At 38.6% G+C, this 16471-nt stretch carries 17 protein-coding genes, 1 tRNA gene and 2 pseudogenes; 12 read left to right on the top strand and 8 right to left on the bottom strand.

The annotated features are described in order from the left end of the window. From EG2_RS07390 to EG2_RS07365, 6 genes are all read left to right on the top strand, one after another. Complete coding sequence (locus EG2_RS07390) at positions 1 to 2178, top strand: CD3337/EF1877 family mobilome membrane protein (RefSeq protein WP_060814182.1); 2178 nt, start codon at positions 1 to 3, stop codon at positions 2176 to 2178. A 15-nt stretch (positions 2179 to 2193) separates the two neighbouring features. Continuing rightward, entirely contained in the window at positions 2194 to 3114 is a 921-nt protein-coding gene (locus tag EG2_RS07385) for a conjugal transfer protein (protein WP_060814181.1), read from the top strand. A gap of 62 nt (positions 3115 to 3176) precedes the next feature. Next, complete coding sequence (locus tag EG2_RS07380) at positions 3177 to 4199, top strand: glucosaminidase domain-containing protein (RefSeq protein ID WP_374188596.1); 1023 nt, start codon at positions 3177 to 3179, stop codon at positions 4197 to 4199. A 21-nt stretch (positions 4200 to 4220) separates the two neighbouring features. Beyond that, positions 4221 to 4748 (top strand): EF0163 family protein, encoded by a 528-nt coding sequence (locus EG2_RS18350; protein ID WP_082709535.1) that lies wholly within the window; start codon positions 4221 to 4223, stop codon positions 4746 to 4748. 254 nt (positions 4749 to 5002) lie between these two features. Then, positions 5003 to 5266, top strand: coding sequence for a hypothetical protein (locus tag EG2_RS07370; protein WP_060814180.1), 264 nt, complete (start codon positions 5003 to 5005; stop codon positions 5264 to 5266). A 25-nt stretch (positions 5267 to 5291) separates the two neighbouring features. Continuing rightward, entirely contained in the window at positions 5292 to 5624 is a 333-nt protein-coding gene (locus EG2_RS07365; protein ID WP_060814179.1) for a hypothetical protein, read from the top strand. A 76-nt stretch (positions 5625 to 5700) separates the two neighbouring features. Here EG2_RS07365 and EG2_RS07360 read toward each other — a convergent pair whose 3' ends face one another. Then, positions 5701 to 6096 carry a hypothetical protein gene (locus EG2_RS07360; RefSeq protein WP_060814178.1) on the bottom strand — a complete coding sequence of 132 codons (396 nt, stop codon included), beginning with the start codon at positions 6094 to 6096 and terminating at the stop codon, positions 5701 to 5703. A gap of 18 nt (positions 6097 to 6114) precedes the next feature. After that, positions 6115 to 6357 carry a hypothetical protein gene (locus EG2_RS07355; RefSeq protein WP_219924625.1) on the bottom strand — a complete coding sequence of 81 codons (243 nt, stop codon included), beginning with the start codon at positions 6355 to 6357 and terminating at the stop codon, positions 6115 to 6117. 101 nt (positions 6358 to 6458) lie between these two features. On the opposite strand from EG2_RS07355, the gene EG2_RS18345 reads away from it, so the two are divergent. Next, complete coding sequence (locus EG2_RS18345) at positions 6459 to 7391, top strand: IS30 family transposase (protein WP_123853240.1); 933 nt, start codon at positions 6459 to 6461, stop codon at positions 7389 to 7391. 150 nt (positions 7392 to 7541) lie between these two features. Here EG2_RS18345 and EG2_RS07345 read toward each other — a convergent pair. Continuing rightward, positions 7542 to 8468, bottom strand: a pseudogene (locus EG2_RS07345) (tagaturonate reductase); the annotation flags it as partial. 99 nt (positions 8469 to 8567) lie between these two features. Further along, positions 8568 to 9548, bottom strand: a complete 981-nt coding sequence (locus tag EG2_RS07340) for a LacI family DNA-binding transcriptional regulator (protein ID WP_060814177.1) — start codon at positions 9546 to 9548, stop codon at positions 8568 to 8570. Between the two features lie 454 nt (positions 9549 to 10002). Here EG2_RS07340 and EG2_RS07335 point away from each other — a divergent pair. From EG2_RS07335 to EG2_RS07320, 5 genes and pseudogenes are all read left to right on the top strand, one after another. Next, positions 10003 to 11316 (top strand): annotated as a pseudogene (locus EG2_RS07335) (glycoside hydrolase family 28 protein). A gap of 250 nt (positions 11317 to 11566) precedes the next feature. Next, a complete protein-coding gene (locus EG2_RS18795; protein WP_156424233.1) occupies positions 11567 to 11740 on the top strand; it encodes a hypothetical protein in 174 nt (57 codons plus the stop codon). A 229-nt stretch (positions 11741 to 11969) separates the two neighbouring features. Next, positions 11970 to 12416, top strand: coding sequence for a GNAT family N-acetyltransferase (locus EG2_RS07330; RefSeq protein ID WP_060814176.1), 447 nt, complete (start codon positions 11970 to 11972; stop codon positions 12414 to 12416). An 87-nt stretch (positions 12417 to 12503) separates the two neighbouring features. After that, positions 12504 to 13367 (top strand): VOC family protein, encoded by an 864-nt coding sequence (locus EG2_RS07325; RefSeq protein ID WP_060814175.1) that lies wholly within the window; start codon positions 12504 to 12506, stop codon positions 13365 to 13367. Between the two features lie 117 nt (positions 13368 to 13484). Then, positions 13485 to 13703, top strand: coding sequence for a hypothetical protein (locus EG2_RS07320; protein WP_005472469.1), 219 nt, complete (start codon positions 13485 to 13487; stop codon positions 13701 to 13703). Between the two features lie 200 nt (positions 13704 to 13903). On the opposite strand, the gene EG2_RS07315 is transcribed toward EG2_RS07320, so the two are convergent. From EG2_RS07315 to EG2_RS07295, 4 genes are all read right to left on the bottom strand, one after another. Further along, positions 13904 to 14395 (bottom strand): prolyl-tRNA synthetase associated domain-containing protein, encoded by a 492-nt coding sequence (locus EG2_RS07315; protein WP_060814174.1) that lies wholly within the window; start codon positions 14393 to 14395, stop codon positions 13904 to 13906. A 361-nt stretch (positions 14396 to 14756) separates the two neighbouring features. Beyond that, on the bottom strand, positions 14757 to 15167 hold the full coding sequence (locus EG2_RS07310; RefSeq protein WP_003127172.1) for a hypothetical protein: 411 nt from the start codon (positions 15165 to 15167) through the stop codon (positions 14757 to 14759). A gap of 57 nt (positions 15168 to 15224) precedes the next feature. Further along, complete coding sequence (locus EG2_RS07305) at positions 15225 to 15527, bottom strand: hypothetical protein (RefSeq protein ID WP_060814173.1); 303 nt, start codon at positions 15525 to 15527, stop codon at positions 15225 to 15227. Positions 15528 to 16236: 709 nt separating this feature from the next. Next, positions 16237 to 16318: transfer RNA gene (locus EG2_RS07295), tRNA-Leu, on the bottom strand. Positions 16319 to 16471 lie beyond the last annotated feature (153 nt).

The following is a 16471-nucleotide window of genomic DNA, read 5'->3' as shown; positions in this document are numbered from 1 at the left end:
ATGAAACAAAAATTATGGTTTTGGTTGACGCGCCGAAAAATGATTTGGCTTTCTTTGCTTGTAATAATGGTTTTGTTTCTTTGTTTTCCTTCTCCAACAGAAGCGGCTGGTTGGGTAAAAGAAAGTTTAGGCGGGAAAGATGCGCTATACAATTTCGAAAAATACCCATTAGACAACTATAACCTAGATTTTTACGTGGATACGTCTTGGAATTGGCTCCCGTGGAAGTGGGGCGAGGGCATTTCTGAAACGGTGATTTATGCGGTATTTGCGATTACAAATATTTTTTGGATGTTAAATGTGTATCTTTGTTATTTCTTAGGTTTTGTGGTACAAGAAGCGTTTGAATTAGATTTTATTTCGGATATGGTGGATTCTCTAGCAAAAACGATTCAAACGATTGCCGGTATAGATAAAGGTGGAATGCTTTCGACCGGTCTTGTCCCTATTTTTGGGGGCTTATTGATTGCATTAGCAGGATGTTCCGTAGTTTATCAAGCGGTTGTTAAGCAACACCCAACACAAGCAATCCAACAAGCCTTGGTGTTCTTGTTTACATTTATTTGTTGCGGAGTTTTTTTCATGAATGCGAGATCGTATTTAGATAAAGTGAATACGGTGCAACAAGAAATAAATACAGAAATGTTGGACATTGCAAAAAATGTTTCGTTAGGGGATTCAAAAGGAGGGTCTTCGACGAAAGCGATTCGGGAAAATTTATTTTCCCTTCAAATTGAGGAACCGTGGAAAATTCTACAATTTGGGGATAATGACACAGAAAAAGTGGGAGAAGACCGGATTGGTGCTTTATTAAAAGAGTCGCCTTATTCAGAAGATGAAAAACGAAATGAATTGATTGAAAAAGAAGTAGAGGATAAGAACAATGGCAATTTGTCTGTTCAAAAAGTCTATTTACGTTTTGGCATGGTCTTTCTTGTTTTGGTTGCGAACATTGTCATTAGTTTAAGTGTCGCCATTCTAACGATTGTATTAATTGCTTCACAAGTGTTGTTTTTGTTATATGCAGGCTTTTTACCAGTGGCGATGATTTTCTCCTTGTTTCCAGGTTCAAGTCGTATATTAGGAACAGCTTTACAAAAAGTCTTTCAGTTGTTGTTTACTAAAATGGGGATTACATTAATTTTGACGATTATTTTCTCAATCAGTCATGAGTTGAATGCTTTAACCAAAGAGAAAGGCTATATTTGGTCGAGTTTTTTGCAGATTTCTTTATGGTTCTCAGCGGCAACGCGTGTCAATGAATTGTTAGGATTTATGCGGATTGGTGGTACTGAAACCCGGGCAGCGGATCGAACAGGCCGATTTCTTCGTGGGATGTTTTTAGGTAGTTTGAGCCGGGGATTTACACGTCGTATTGCAGGCGGAATGGCTGGTGGGCTAGGTGGTGCGGCAATAGCAAGTACCGCATTACTTGGAACGAAACGAATAAAACGTCCAGGAACTTCTTCTACGATACCGTTAATGGAACGTGTAGGGAAGAAAGTTTCTGCCATTAGTGAAATGCCGAAAAATGTCACAGGTAAATGGGATCAAGTCAAACGTTCGCTTCAATATGTGCCTACAAATGCGAAATATAAAGGTCGAGAAATGCGTCAAGATTATTTAGCCGGTCGAATACAAGAACAAAATCGTCAAGGACAACGTCGGCAATTGGCGCAACAGCGGCAACAAAATTTATATGAAGCTCGTGAGGGAGTGTTATCGGATGATCAAAAAGAAAAGCAACGGCAAACTGTACGCCAAATGGCACAAAATGCAAGACAAGATCGTGTGTTGAATGATGCATTGAAGAAGAAAGCAACGGCAATGCACTCGATGAAACAACCGTTGAGGAGAAACGGTTTGAAACAAGGAACGATCAATGAACAAAAAGAAGCAAGAAAGCCACAAGTAATACGGGCTTCTGCGATTTGTTCGACGGAAAGGAAACAATCGGATAAGCCATTGGTTTCGCATTTAGGCGGAAAAGAAAAACGGATCGTATCGGAAACACCAAGAAGTTCTGAGTTATATGAAGAAAAACCGATGAAACAATCAGCGACTGTTTCTCGTCCGAAGACGTTTGTTTTTGATCGACAGTTAATGAAGGGGAAAGATCGTTTGAATGATGCGAAAAATTCTTCGGAGAGAAAGGAAAAAAGGTTTAGAAAGAGATAGACAAGGAGGAGGACGATGCATTTAGGTAAAAGAAAACAGGCAAAGACAAAAGAAAAACGATCGGGGGATAAAAAAGAAAAGAAACGTTGGAAACAGGAAAGCTATAAAGGAGCGCGTAAACGGCGTTTCTTTTTTCTTTTAGGTTGGGGTTTTTTAGTCTTTAGTGTTGGTTTTGGTATTTACAACAATTTCACTGCACGTGATGTGCATACGATTCATGAAACAAAAGTGATTGATAAACAATTGAAAGATGTATCTGGTCTGGAAAATTATGTCAAAAATTTTGTGACAGTCTATTTTACAGTACAAGAACAATCGGATTTGTCTCGTGAGGAGGTGTTAAAAGGGTATATTGCGGAAGGAGTACGTTTGGATAATGAATTTGACAAAGAACTCAAACAAGACATTCAAGTGAAAGATGTAACCATTTGGGAAATTGAGGAACAAGAAGAAAAGAAAAATACGTATCGTGTGACGTTTCATGTGGTATTAGGGGTAAAAAATCAAATGAAAGAACGTTCCTATATGATTGAAGTGTATCGAAAAGAAAACCAGTATTCGGTTGTAAAATTACCTGTTTTAGCAAGTAATATCAAAAAAGCAATGGTTGAGGTAGAGGATGATTTTCAGACAACCAGTGTGAAACCAGAGGAGCAAGAAGCATTAGAAAAATTTTTACAAACTTTTTTTACGATCTATCCACAAGCGGATCAAGAAGAGTTGAAATATTATGGAAAAAATATTGTGCCGATTCGTCAACCGATGCATTTTGTGGAATTGAGAAATACACAATTTGCATTAAAAGAGGATCAAGTGCAGGTACAATGTGCAGTGGTTTATCAAGATCAGGAAACAAATTTACGGTTGACAATGAATTATGAATTGACGTTACGCAAGATGGAGAAAGAAAAATATGCGATTGAGGCGATTCGTTGATGAAAAAAATCATTGGTTTTTGTGGGGCAATGATGGTCGGTTTTGTTTTTTTAGTGGTGGTGATGGCTGGCGGGAACGTTTCTTCTATGGGAAGTTCTACAGGTCTAGCTGTCGCTTTTAATGGGGAATATACCGAAGGATTGCCGATTTTTCCAGAGATTAAAGGACGTGGTCCAATCACAGATGAACATGCGCAAGCAGCAGTCGGTGCAGCGGTAAAGTATCAGTTATTACCAAGTGTGATTCTTTCTCAATTAGGTTATGAATCGGCTTATGGACAATCACAATCTGGAAGAAACGATACAAACTTCTTTGGGATTACCTGGTTTCCTGGTTGTCCCTATCCACAAGGTTCTGCACGGGGGATTGGTGGTTCTGAAGGTGGCTTCTATATGAAGTTTCCGAACCTGAAAGCTTGTTATGACTATTACGGCTTTATGGTGGCGAGTCAAAGCAACTTTAATCAATGCGTGGGCAATAAAGATCCTGGGAGTTGTTTATTGATTCTAGGTCGTGGAGGCTATGCGGCGGCAGGAATTACTGAAGGCAGTGCCTACTATCAAGGCGCAATGAGTATTATAAAATCCTATCATTTGACCGAGTACGACGACTTTGCGATCAAGCATTGGAATACGTTACCTACAAAAAGCACAGCGATTGCGGGCAAAAGTAAGGGCAATGCAAAAATTTTAGATCGAGTCATTGGTCAAACCATGAATAATGGGGAATGTTATGGCGGTACAGCGTGGTATGTATCACAATTAGGTGGCCCACAATTAATGGGGTCTGGACATTCTTACGCTATGTATATTGGTGAAGATTACGATTGGGCGGCGTATGGTTGGCAAGTCATTATGAATCCAAAACCAAGTGATCTCCAAGCAGGGGATGTGATCAACTGGCAAGCAGGTGGAGCATTATCTCCTGGTATTTGGGGACATACAGGCATTATCACCGATGTATCAAATGGTGGACAAAGTTTCTCAACAGTAGAACAAAATGCCGAGCAAGGTCGGATTATGGCACGGTACCAACGTACGTACAATCAAACCAAAATTCGAAGTCTAGTTCGCAAAGTGAAATAAAAAAGGTAGGTGAATAAAGTTGTGAGAAAAGGAATGTTGCTAGTAGTTAGTTATTTGTGTTTGATTGGGCTTTCTGGTTGTGGCTGGTTTTCTTCTGAAGAACAAGCGACACAAAAAACTACGACAGAAGAAACGATTGGAGCAGTAGAGGAAACAAAAGAGACGTTTCAAAGTACAGAAAGAAGTGCTCAAAATAGTGTATTAGAAGAATTGCCAGAACAAATGGATGAGACGACAAAAAGTTTTTTAAAAGACTTTGCCAGAAAATGGAGCAATTTCACCGATGTGTATAAACGGAATCAAGCAGTGCGGGAATATATGACGGATCGTTGTATCAAAGACAATAGTATCGATGTAGACCCGCATGTAGAAATGAAAACAACAGGGAAGCTTCACCAGGTGACACAAGATGTAGACGATCCAACGCAGTATTTACTCTTTGGGGAAGAACATGCGAATGATGTTACACGTTTTGTAGTTTTACAAGTAAAAGTAGTCGAACAAAAGATCGATGCAATCAAAGTGTATTATGTAAGAAGTGCGTATTAAAAATGATAATTTAAAACAAACATAGTGTTTTAAAGGAAGTTAGATTATAAAAAATAACCAATTACTAATATTTTACACCAACTATTGTGAAAAGAATAGACTGTTTTTTTAGGATTTTTTGTGTCACAATCCTAATTGTGAAGGGTGTTACAAGGCAGAAAGGAGTCAATGGATCAATCGGGAAAAATTTGCTTTGTGAACAGCCATTTACCTGAGTTGATTAGAAACAGATATGAAATTTGGAGGTAGAAAAAATGAACCGATTACTAATTTACGGTGCTACATGTATAGGGGTTATTGTTGTTGGACTATTTGTGACTAGTGAATCTGTTTCGGCCGATTCTTGGTCTACACCACCAGGGCTTGCGAATATTGAGTGTAAAAATGGGCATTTAGCAGTAGGTAATTGTCGTGCAAAATGGGGGGATATTTCTAATGGTTTAGTCAATCAGATTACAAATTGTGCAGTCCAAGGATTTAATGGTGGTCGTTGCAAATATCCAGGCAGATTTTATTAATCATTTGGATTTATGGAGAAATAGAATGAATAAGAAAGAGAAAATAGCGTTATTGATTGGTTTAAAAGACAGGATCAATCAGGATCAATTAATGACAGTAAATTTGAGGAATAAAGTAACTTCACTTTTGAGTGAAGCTATTAATGAAAGTTCAAAAAAAGAAACTGAGGGTCTGGCGCTAAATAATATTATTGGAAAAGTAGTGAATGATTTAAATCTAATGTTTGCGTTTGAGGGATTAAAATTAACTACGGAAGCAGAGACTTATTGGAAAAAGTTAGTAGAAATTGATATAGATAGAAGAAGAGATCTTTCCAATAGTTCATTTATTGCAGGTGGAATTTCTTCTTTACACTAATTGTTGAAATACTATGGAATTGCAAAAAAAAAGGATCTATTCCTCACAAAGTTACTTGGGAATAGATCTTTTTTTGTTATTGTATAGCATTATATATTACAGGCCAATAGGTTTCAGAAATTTTTTCATTAAAATAAGATAGGTACGTTCCTTCTATTCCAATTGTGTAAAGGATGATTTCACCGGATGGTGGATAAGTTTCAGCTAATATTTTTTCTAATTTTTTGAGTTGAATAGATAGATTACATAGATCATTTGGTTTTTTATCTATTTCGTTTTGCCAATGTTGGATAAGTTGATCTAATTTTCGTCTTTCTTTTCTGCGTAATTGTGCGACATCCTGTTGTAGCGTATAACTGCACTTCGTTTTATTCGCAATAAAGGCTATTAGGACATGGAATTTAGACAGCTTATTATCTGGATTTTGACAAACTGGATAAAATTCTTCGACATATTCAAGTGTTTGTTTCATAAATAGCGTTCACCTTTCTTATTTTTTACGGGGTTTTCTCCCCCATATTTCAATAATAGGGGCACTTTGTTGGATAGCGTATTCTGTTAGTCGAATTGCATAGGCAAGATTTAGCTTTTCAACTGCTCGATCACCACTTTTTAATTTTTCTATGGTTGACTTTGTGATTCCTGTTTCTCGGGCAATTCGGTTGCTTGTTTGTGCAGCTAAAATTCGACGTATTTTTTCAATATCTGCAATGCCTTTTTCGATTTTTTCCATAAATTTTCATTCCTTTTACTAGCATTTTTTAGTGCAAGTATACCATCAAACGACACATTATGGTATGCTTTTCTAAAAAAAAGAAAGAAGGGGAGGCTTTCTTGAAAAAATATACACATTTGACCGATTTTGAGCGTAATTCGATTGCTTATTATTTGAGTCAAGGATTCAGTTATTCAAAGATTGGTCGTTTGTTAGGTCGAAGTGATTCTACTATTGGTCGAGAGGTAAAACGAAATTCAAAAGAAGATGGACAATATGAACCCGCCTATGCACAAGCAGCTTCAGAGGAACGACTCTCTTCAAGAAAAACGTGTGAGAAATTAACACCTGAAGTAAAAGAACAAATCAATCAGTCGTTGTCTTTGAATTGGTCGCCGATGAGTATTAGTGGTGTTTATCGGAAACAGGAACGGAGTTTTCCTAGTTTTTGTTCCATCTATCGGTATATTCGTGATGGAAAAGTCGGCTCTGTTTTACAGCTACGAAGAAAAGGTAAACCGATTAAACGATCTTCTGAAGTGAATCGAATGAAAGGCGGCAGAAGTATTCATGATCGACCAAAAGAGATTGAAGAAAGAAAACGCTTGGGCGATTGGGAGATTGATACCATGGTTGGTCCGAAAGGAACCAATTCAGTAATTGTGACGGTGGTTGATCGTTGTTCTCGTAAATTACTGGCACAAGTCGCACCTGATCGAAAAGCCGCGACTGTTACAAAACAATTACTTGATATGTTAAAAAATGAGGTTGTTTGTTCATTAACAGCAGATAATGGGAAAGAATTTTCAAATTATGAAGAGTTAGAAGAAAAGTTACAGGTACCCGTTTATTTTGCGGATCCCTACTGTTCTTGGCAGCGTGGGACAAATGAGAATACGAATGGTTTATTGCGTGAATATGTTCCAAAGGGAAAAGATATTGCGCAAGTGACACAAGAAGAATTAGATCATTATGTGTATTTGATCAATACTCGTCCACGTCGGATTTTTGGTTTTTGTACAGCATTAGATCAGTATCAATCCAGTGCATGAATATCTGTTTCATAATTAAAAAAAAGAGGTACAAATTTTTTAAAAAGAAAAAGGGGTACCTCTAGTTTGTGCTGTCTAAAAACAAGGGAAAGCCTTGATTTTAGGCTTTTTTTAGTGTCGAAAAAAATTCAAAAAAATTTTCTGCAATATACTTGACAAATTTCCAAGCATCACCTCTTCAACCGTTGCCAAACCAGCTAGAAGGGCCAGAGGGACCATTGTTGTATGAGGGCCATTTAAAAGATGCACCTTTCGTTCACGGTAGGGCGTTAGGTCTTCAGTGAAGATAACATTTAACCCCGCGGCTGGTAATGGCAGCTTCTGAGACACGGTATGTGAAGGATCTTCGATCACCCACAGCATGAATGGTTCAGCAGTGACCATCAGACGGTCCTCATACCCGTGTAATTGATTCAACTCCTCAGCTTTTGAATGGGGGTAGCCAGGAACGATTCGGTCGACTAAACTACAGCAGAAAGTGTTTTCATTTTCTAACCAGGTATGAAAGCTGTCCTCCAGTTGCCACAGTGAGCAATATTGTTGGATACACGCTTTTAATTTTTCTCCATTTCGATCGATCAACTCACAAGGAATGATCGTGTAACCTGATTTTTCGGCTTGGTATCGTTGATAGAGCAGCGCAGTTAATTTAGCCGGAAAACTTTTTGGCGGCATATCTGTCCGTTTATCTTGAGGATCAAAGGCAATTCCTGCTTCAGTCGTATTGGAAACAATGATGTCCAAGTCATTAATTTCAGCTAGAGCTAAATAATCTTGCCATTGTTCATAAGGATTCAATACGCGGCTAATCGTCGTGATGATCTCAGAAGTTTGGACAGGCCGGCCATCTACTAATCCTTCTAAAATTACGGTATATAAATGATTCTGCTCTGCCAATAGTGAACCTAGACCTTGTTGAATTGGTTGCACCACAACAGCGTTGCCATTGAAGAGACCTTGATTATTCATCTGCTGTAGCTGCCAGTTAAAAAAGCCTCGCATAAAGTTTCCTTCGCCGAATTGAATCACTTTTTCCGACTTGCGAGTAGGATGAGTCATTTCAGTTATTTTTTTCATTGTAACCTCCAATATTCATTGATTTATAATGAACGTCTGCCATTTTTTGCACACGTTAACATTTTTAAGCAACAGCCAAAAGCATTCAAGAAGCGAATGCTAGAGGGAGTGTCTGATTGTTAGTTCTGTATCTAAAAGGTATTGTTTTTGTGAAACAGAGCCGTTGATTGAATCTAGCAGCAGTTGTGCCCCAAGCTGACTCATTTCAAAAACGGGCTTGCTAATGGTCGTCAACGGGGGATTCGTATATTTTGAAAACGGGACATTGTCAAATCCAATAATGGCGATATCGGCAGGGATTGCAAGACCATATTCAAGACAAGTGTTGATTGCGCCAATGGCCATGTCGTCGTTGGAACAGAAAATCACTTCTGGCGGCTCTGCAAGTTCAAGTAATTGTTGGGCACATTTTCGACCGCTCTCGATAGAATAGTCTCCAGTGACAGCGTATTCTGTTGGAAACGCTAGCCCGTGCTCAGCAAGAGCCCGCATGAAGCCTTTCTTACGCTCTATACTGGAACGAAAAGTTGGCTTACCTTCAATGATCGCAACTTTCTTATAGCCTAACTGAATCGCGTAGTCAATGGCTTGATAAACGCCTTGCGCATCATTGCTTGTGACATTTAAAAATGATGGTCTATCAATTTGTCGATTGAGAACGACCACCGGCAAATCTAAGTGGCTGATTTCTTCGATGAAAGTGTCATCTTGATCGCTTTGACTCATAACGATGATGCCATCCATCCTTGGCAAGTCCTCAACTGGACTGGTGAGGGTCGTCATATCGTGGACCGCTAAGCGATACTCTGGCGGTAGGGTGGTATTGATTCCCTTGATCACTTCAACCAAAAAGCGATCCGATGTACCTGCCGACAAATTAGAAAAGTAAAGGCCAATAATATACGACCTCTGATTGACCAGACTTTTGGCATTGACATTCGGCGTATAATTTAAAGAACGCGCAATGTCACCAATTTTCTTTTTTGTGGCTGGCTTGATTAGTGGGCTGTCATTTAACGCTCTTGAAACCGTGGTATGGGAGACGCCTGCGATTTTTGCAATATCTTTGATAGTGACCATACTTATCCCTCGACTTTCTCATTGGTTTTAGCATATATCCTAAAGAGAGGAATGTCAATATATCAATAATGCACACGTTAACTTTTTTTCTTTGAACCTGTATTCACACGAAATTTTTTATGCTAGAATGGACATATCTTAAGAAATGATTCTTTCAGTAATTACAGGAGGAATCTCATGAAAAGGGTAGGGCTATTCGGAAACATTCAACCTTTTTTTATAACATTTTCCTTCCAGTTTCTATAATTGGAAGCGTTTTAATAATAGAGTTTGGCAGTTTCATTTATCATCGCACGTATAAGGATATTCAGAAAACATTGGTCCAAAATCAGCAAAATTTCGTTCAGCAAGTCAAAGGAAATCTCGATCAAAAAATTCAGATCGCTTTAAAGGATTTGCACAGCTGTGCAAACTAGCCTTTTAATAGAATCTTTAAAGAAGGAAGGGGAAAAGAATGGAAATTAGTATTGACATCAACGATTATTTAAATGAAAAGTCAGTGACGGCAACAATCCAAAAGTATATCGATCAGCTTCATCAGGCAGGAGGAGGGAGGTTGACGTTTGCCTCGGGTATGTATCCAACAGGTTCACTGATGTTAAAAAGTAATGTTGAACTCCATCTACAACCGGGAGCTGTTCTTCGATTCTCGGATGATCCCAAAGAGTATCCAGTGGTGGTTTCTCGTTGGGAAGGGGTGAAACGGGATGTCTATGCTTCTTGCATCTATGCCGACGGTGCCGAAAATATTGCAATCACAGGTTTTGGCACGTTAGATGGTCAAGGTCAGAAATGGTGGGATATCTTTCGCAATCATCCATAGCAGTTAGAATATCCGCGACCAAAACTGATTAGTTTTGATTCCTGTCAGCAAATCACATTGCGAGATGTTTGTTTGGTCAATTCTCCCAGCTGGACAGTCAATCCAATCTTATGCCAAGACATCACTGTGGATAATATTAAGATCAAAAATCCTGCAGATTCGCCAAATACTGATGGCATTGATCCGGAGTCTTGTAAGAATGTTCGTATCAGCAATTGTTTGATCGATGTAGGGGATGATTGTATTGCCATTAAATCTGGAACAGAAGAGACAAAAGAACGAGTTTCCTGTGAAAATATCACGATCAGCAACTGTCAAATGCTCCATGGTCATGGCGGGGTCGTTCTAGGAAGTGAAATGAGCGGAGACATTCGTAATGTGACAATCTCGAATTGTATTTTCCAAGACACCGATCGGGGCATTCGTTTGAAATCTCGTAGAGGACGCGGCGGGATTATTGAGGATATTCGGGTGAATAACCTAATTATGGACAATGTGATTTGCCCATTTACGCTGAATTTGTATTATTTTTGTGGTCCTAAAGGAAAAGAAAAGTATGTTTGGGATAAAAATCCTTACCCAATCTCTGAAGAGACTCCTCAGTTTAGGAGAATTCATTTTGCCAATATCAGCGCGCGAAATGTTCATGCTGCTGCTGGTTTTATTTATGGTTTATCTGAACAATTCATTTCAGATATCTCGTTTCATGAAGTAGCAATTTCCATGGCAAAAGAGCCCATACCCGGAAAACCAGCTATGATGACTGGAATGGAAGAGATGACTAGTCAAGGATTCTACATTGGCTGTGCTAAAAATATCCATTTTGACCGTTTAGAATTAGTCGATGTTGAAAATGCCTTCCATATCGAGAATAGCCAAGGGATTGAAGTTGACCGTTCTAAAGAAAATGGTAAGCCTCTCGTGCTTCATGGTGGTTTTTCGTGAAACAGCGGCAAACGTTGCAAAGGTTTGGATCATTTGAGAGAAAGGAAGCAATAGTTCTTGAAAGAAAGTTCTTTTATGAGAAAACGATTGTCTCGAAAAGTTTTTGTTAGATCTCAATTAACAAGAACCAGTGTCGGCTTATTTTGCCTATCCTTATGAGAAAAAGCCAGTGCCGTTTATTCTTTTCAACCACTCTCATGGCGGCGGTTTTTCTATTGGCATAGAAGAATTACGCAGTAGCAGTCATTAGTTGCAGCCAGAAAGTTTTCTAGAAACATTGATCGCTAAGGACTATGCAGTTGGAGCAATCGATATGTGGGGCTTTGGTGAGAGAAAACATGGCGAAAGTACGGTGTTTAAACATTTTAGTTCATTGGACAAACCACTCTGGACCAACATACTCAATAACAATCAACAGTTCTGAATCTACAATGATGCGTATTGATGGATCAGAAAGTAAATAAGAGATAAAAACTGCTGGCAGCCTGGAGGGGACTTGCCAGCAGTTTTTATCTCGTCTGTGCTTTATAAGAACTTATTATATTAGAGAAGCCAACTACGCCAAAAAGGGTTTCCGAAAAAACAATTATCAAGCCGAAAGTGGTAAAATAATGCGAATGCTGCTTAGTTTTTAATAAGGAAGGAGTTTTGAAATGGAAATTAAATTTTTGCAAAAAGATCAACCAAACTGGTTGACTTATGCGGATCAAATTGCCAGCGTTGATTGGAAAGCTGCTGCATTTGTAGCAAATAAGATGCGTCAGAGAAGCTATAACGACTGGGAAGGCGTTTTTGTGGCTGTTGCCCACAATCAATTAGCTGGATTTTGTACAATCGTCAAAGAGGATATTGTCCCTCTTCAAGTCGCTCCTTTTATTGCGACCGTGTATGTTGCTCCCAGCTATCGCGGCAATCATCTTGGTCAGCAATTGGTATCTGCTGCAGAACGACGCTTGCATCAGATCGGTTTTGATACGTACTATATTGTCACTCAGCTGACAGGTTTGTATGAAAAATTGGGCTATCAACAAATTGAGACAGCCACCGATCGCTTTGGGAGAAGGATGCGTATTTTGGAAAAAAATGAAGAATTCTGCTAGTCAAGCAAATCTCTTTACTTACTTTAAGTTAGTGTTATTATTAAAGTAACAAGTCATCCATTCGAGATGAGAAAAGGAGCAGAAACTATGACGGTGATTATTCCAGAATTTCAACTTCATGAACAGACTCAAATTGGGAAAGTTGTCTTAAAAGTAGCCAACTTAGAAAAAATGATTGCTTTTTATACTCAAGTGATCGGACTATCATTGATCGAAAAAAATCAGCAGACAGCTCGCTTAGGTACGACAGAGAAAATACTGCTTGAATTGATCAAAGTCGAAAATCCATTACCTCTCACAAGGAAGACAGGACTGTTTCATGTCGCTTTTCTTTTGCCAACTCGCAAGGATTTAGGCAATACATTGATCCATTATTTGCAAAGCAATGCACCGATCGATGGCGCCAGTGATCATGGCTACAGCGAAGCATTGTACTTAACAGATCCCGAGGGGAATGGGATTGAAGTGTATCGTGATAAACCAAAATCTGAATGGGATATTCGAGAAGATGGCGAAATTGTTGGAATCACAAAAGAAATGGATGCAGAGGGGGTTGTCGCAGCAGCAGACAGCCAACAATCAAGTTTCCCCACAGGCACTATTGTGGGACATGTTCATTTAAAAGTTGCTGATTTAGCCCAGACAGAAACTTTTTATACCCAAGTCGTAGGACTGAGCTTAAAAAATAATTTTGGGAACCAAGCAAAATTTTTTGCGGCAGGAGATTATCATCACCATATTGGCTCGAATACTTGGATGGGCAAAGGTGTGACTCCTATGGCAGACAATGATCTAGGATTGGCTTATTATACCTTTGTGCTCCCAGACAAAGAAGCCTTTGAGTCATTGCTCACGCATCTTGAGAAGGAAAATGTATCCCTTACTCTTGAATCAAGTAGGCGTTTGGCTTTATTGGATCCAAATGGCATCCAAGTCAAAATGGAATACTAGGTAAAAATGATAGCTTTTGATGTTTTTGAATCCTTGATAGCAGTTTCAATCTAAAGACGGATGGGGAAAGATCGGCTTTATGAGATACTTGGCATATCAAAAAAGGAGTGCAGGAACATGAAATGGTGGCATCTGATGAATACGCTATGGGTTTCATTGATTTTAACTAGTTTGCTGGTACTATTTGTTCAAGACCCATTTATGACTAATTATGGCATCGATCCAATGGCGAAATTTGCTTACTTGGCATTGATTGGTATTCTTGCGATTGGATTATATGGCGTCCAATCCGTCTGGAAACATCAATTAATGAAAGTATCAATGACAAAAAAATAAGCGGGGACCCGTCAGCGGGTCCTTTTTTGTTTTTGAAAGTCAGTTGCGGATGTGAAGCAAAAAATACCTTTTAGATGATAGTTTGCCGGGCAGCAAGTTTTGTGCACATTGATGAGGGGTGACTGGCGGGTTTGACAAAATAGATGCCAGTAAAAAGTATCAGGGCTGTGCGGACTGATTCCAGCACAACCCCATGAAAATCAGGAGATATCTATGATCTGATAAGAAAAGCCATTGACCGTTAAAAAGTTGAATACATCCTTGGTAGCAAGGAAGATCGTCTTGGTATTTGTATTAGGATGGAAACTCATTCGTGGTTTTTTAGTGATTTCGCGCTCAAAGAAAATCTGAATATCTCGCTCTGGATTGTTTAAGAGCCCAAATATGGAGACAACGCCAGGTGGTAAGTGCATTTTTTTCCACAAAAGATCAGGAGAAGCTAATTTGACTCGTGATTCACCAGTGATTTCTTTGAGCAGATTTAGATCAAGCCGTTTTTGATCGTCCATTATTAGGAGATAATAGGCGGTCTTTTTTTTATTGGTTAAAAACATCGATTTTGTTCGAACCCCATCAATTCCAGCAATAAAGCTGTCTGCTTCCGCAGTTGTACTTGCAGGCGGGTGTTCGATCACTTCAAAGGAAATGTTCAAGTCGGTCAGTCTTGCAGCAACAGATTCAAAAGGATCCAATACGATCAACTCCTAGTCTCTTTTTTATTACTATATCATAAGTATAAGTTTTAAAATGCCTATTCAATCGCATGAAAGATAGAGAGAGTAACAAAAAAGCAGCGTAGCTGCTAGTGTAGGTCGTTAGGTCGTTAACTTTAGTGATCGAAATCTGAAAACAGATCTGAAAAAATTTCTCATAAAGAATTGAGGAGCAAAGAGCTTTCGTCATGCGCATGGATCGAGCGTCTGTCAGTGAGCAGAAGCTGCTTTTTACAGGCTGATTCTGCCATTAGTTGTCAAAATAACCCCTTTTGCTTGATAAAGAGCAAGTAAGCGTCTCGTTACCAAATTATTTTTCCAAAGATTCATAAGCAGAAAGTTACTGAGATTCTTCGGCTGCAAGTTTGAGACCAAATTTAGAGATCACCCACAGTAGAACAGCAGCAATCAGGGTACCAACAAATCCAAAAAACATGTCTAGGGGATCGGGGGTATTCATAACGCCTAATACCGTTTCGCTTAATAAATTGGCAATCAGCAAGAAAATAGTCAATCCGAGAGTATAGGTGAATTTGACGCCCATCAATAACCAAAAATACCCTAGCAGACCAATGATCAAGCTAATAGAGAAATTGGAAATGTGTAAATAAAAGTCGGGGTAAATCGCTGTAAAAAAGGTTATATCTAGATATTTTGATAAATAGGCAAATAGTGCCAAAAAAATCAGTAGTAAATAGAGTAAAGATGCCCAAACTTTTGGGTAATAATGTAGCTTTATTTGATTTTTCAATATGAACTCCTGTAATCGATTGATTGGCTCAAAGCCGTAGCTATTGTACTGGGATAGTTAGGGATTGTTAATAAAAAACGCAGCTAGTGTGTTTTTTATTTGTTCATAGTCTTTTGTAACAAAATAGTTGGCTGGGACATTGATGATCGGCAGATCATTTTCGTTGTCAAACGGGACAAATGGATCAGGTACAACCAAATAATCCACTTGGTCTTTATCGCGGAAATAATTGATTGAGACATCATAATCATTGGCGAAATAATTCTTAAGCTCAGAATAATCTGCAAAAAAGAACGCTGGTGACAATGTGGTATAACTGAGCCCATTACTTGCAGTCAAAACGAAACAGATTTTTTTCATCTTATTTCTCCTTTTTTATGATTTTATTCGTACGTATATGTTAAGGGGGAGATCGATGAGAATGGTGTAAAAATACTAAAGGATCAAGAAAGTGTCCTGCACGTATTTACCAAACAATGTTTAAACCAAAACAGCTCGGTTGTCTGTGTCTTTTTATAGACAAGTTCATTCTTTTTTACTGGTCAATCGAGTGCTGTTAATTAGTGAGACCTGACTAACGACGGTCTAAATGAAAAGCAATTATTTGCTGACTCTAGTTTCTTTTTTTGGTTTCTTTTATCATAGAGAAGTTTGAGCAACTCATAGAGAGCCGTGAGTACTGCAATGCAAAAAAGTAAAGTCGTATATCTGATAAGAAAAATTAGATTGAACCATAATCCGTAGACCATCGGCATAACCACGATCAAGCAAAGATACAATTCGATTTTTCGGCGTCTCCTCAATTGCAGCCATCGTTCATCAGACATGTTCTCGCTCCTTTGATCAAGATAGAATTTCCATGCAATCTTCTATGTGTTTGACTCAACGTATAGACAAATAGAAGAAATACTTAGAAACAGTATAACCGAAAATGACAAAACCACATAACTAGGACGGCAATTTCGTCCTAGTTGTGTTTTTGTCATAGATTTATAAATAACAATTGCATACAACTAATTGAACTGGAAATACAAAAAAAGCAAATTACCGAAGTAATTTGCCGGTACGATGCAGACGATGGGATTTGAACCCACACGAGCTAAGCTCACACGCCCCTCAAGCGTGCGTGTCTGCCGTTCCACCACGTCTGCTTATTGTTTTTGTAGACTGACAGCTGATTGCAGCCATCACGTCTAAAAAACATGTTACCGATTATCTTCACGTTTGTCAATGCTATTTTAGGGATTTATAAAAGGGCATTTTTCTCGCTTTTTATTGAAAAAAAATATTTAAATGGCAGAATC

It is taken from the genome of Enterococcus gallinarum NBRC 100675 (assembly GCF_001544275.1).
Taxonomy (GTDB): domain Bacteria; phylum Bacillota; class Bacilli; order Lactobacillales; family Enterococcaceae; genus Enterococcus_D; species Enterococcus_D gallinarum.
The sequence above is the reverse complement of the archived record's forward strand: the minus strand, read 5'-3'. Positions and strand labels throughout refer to the sequence as shown.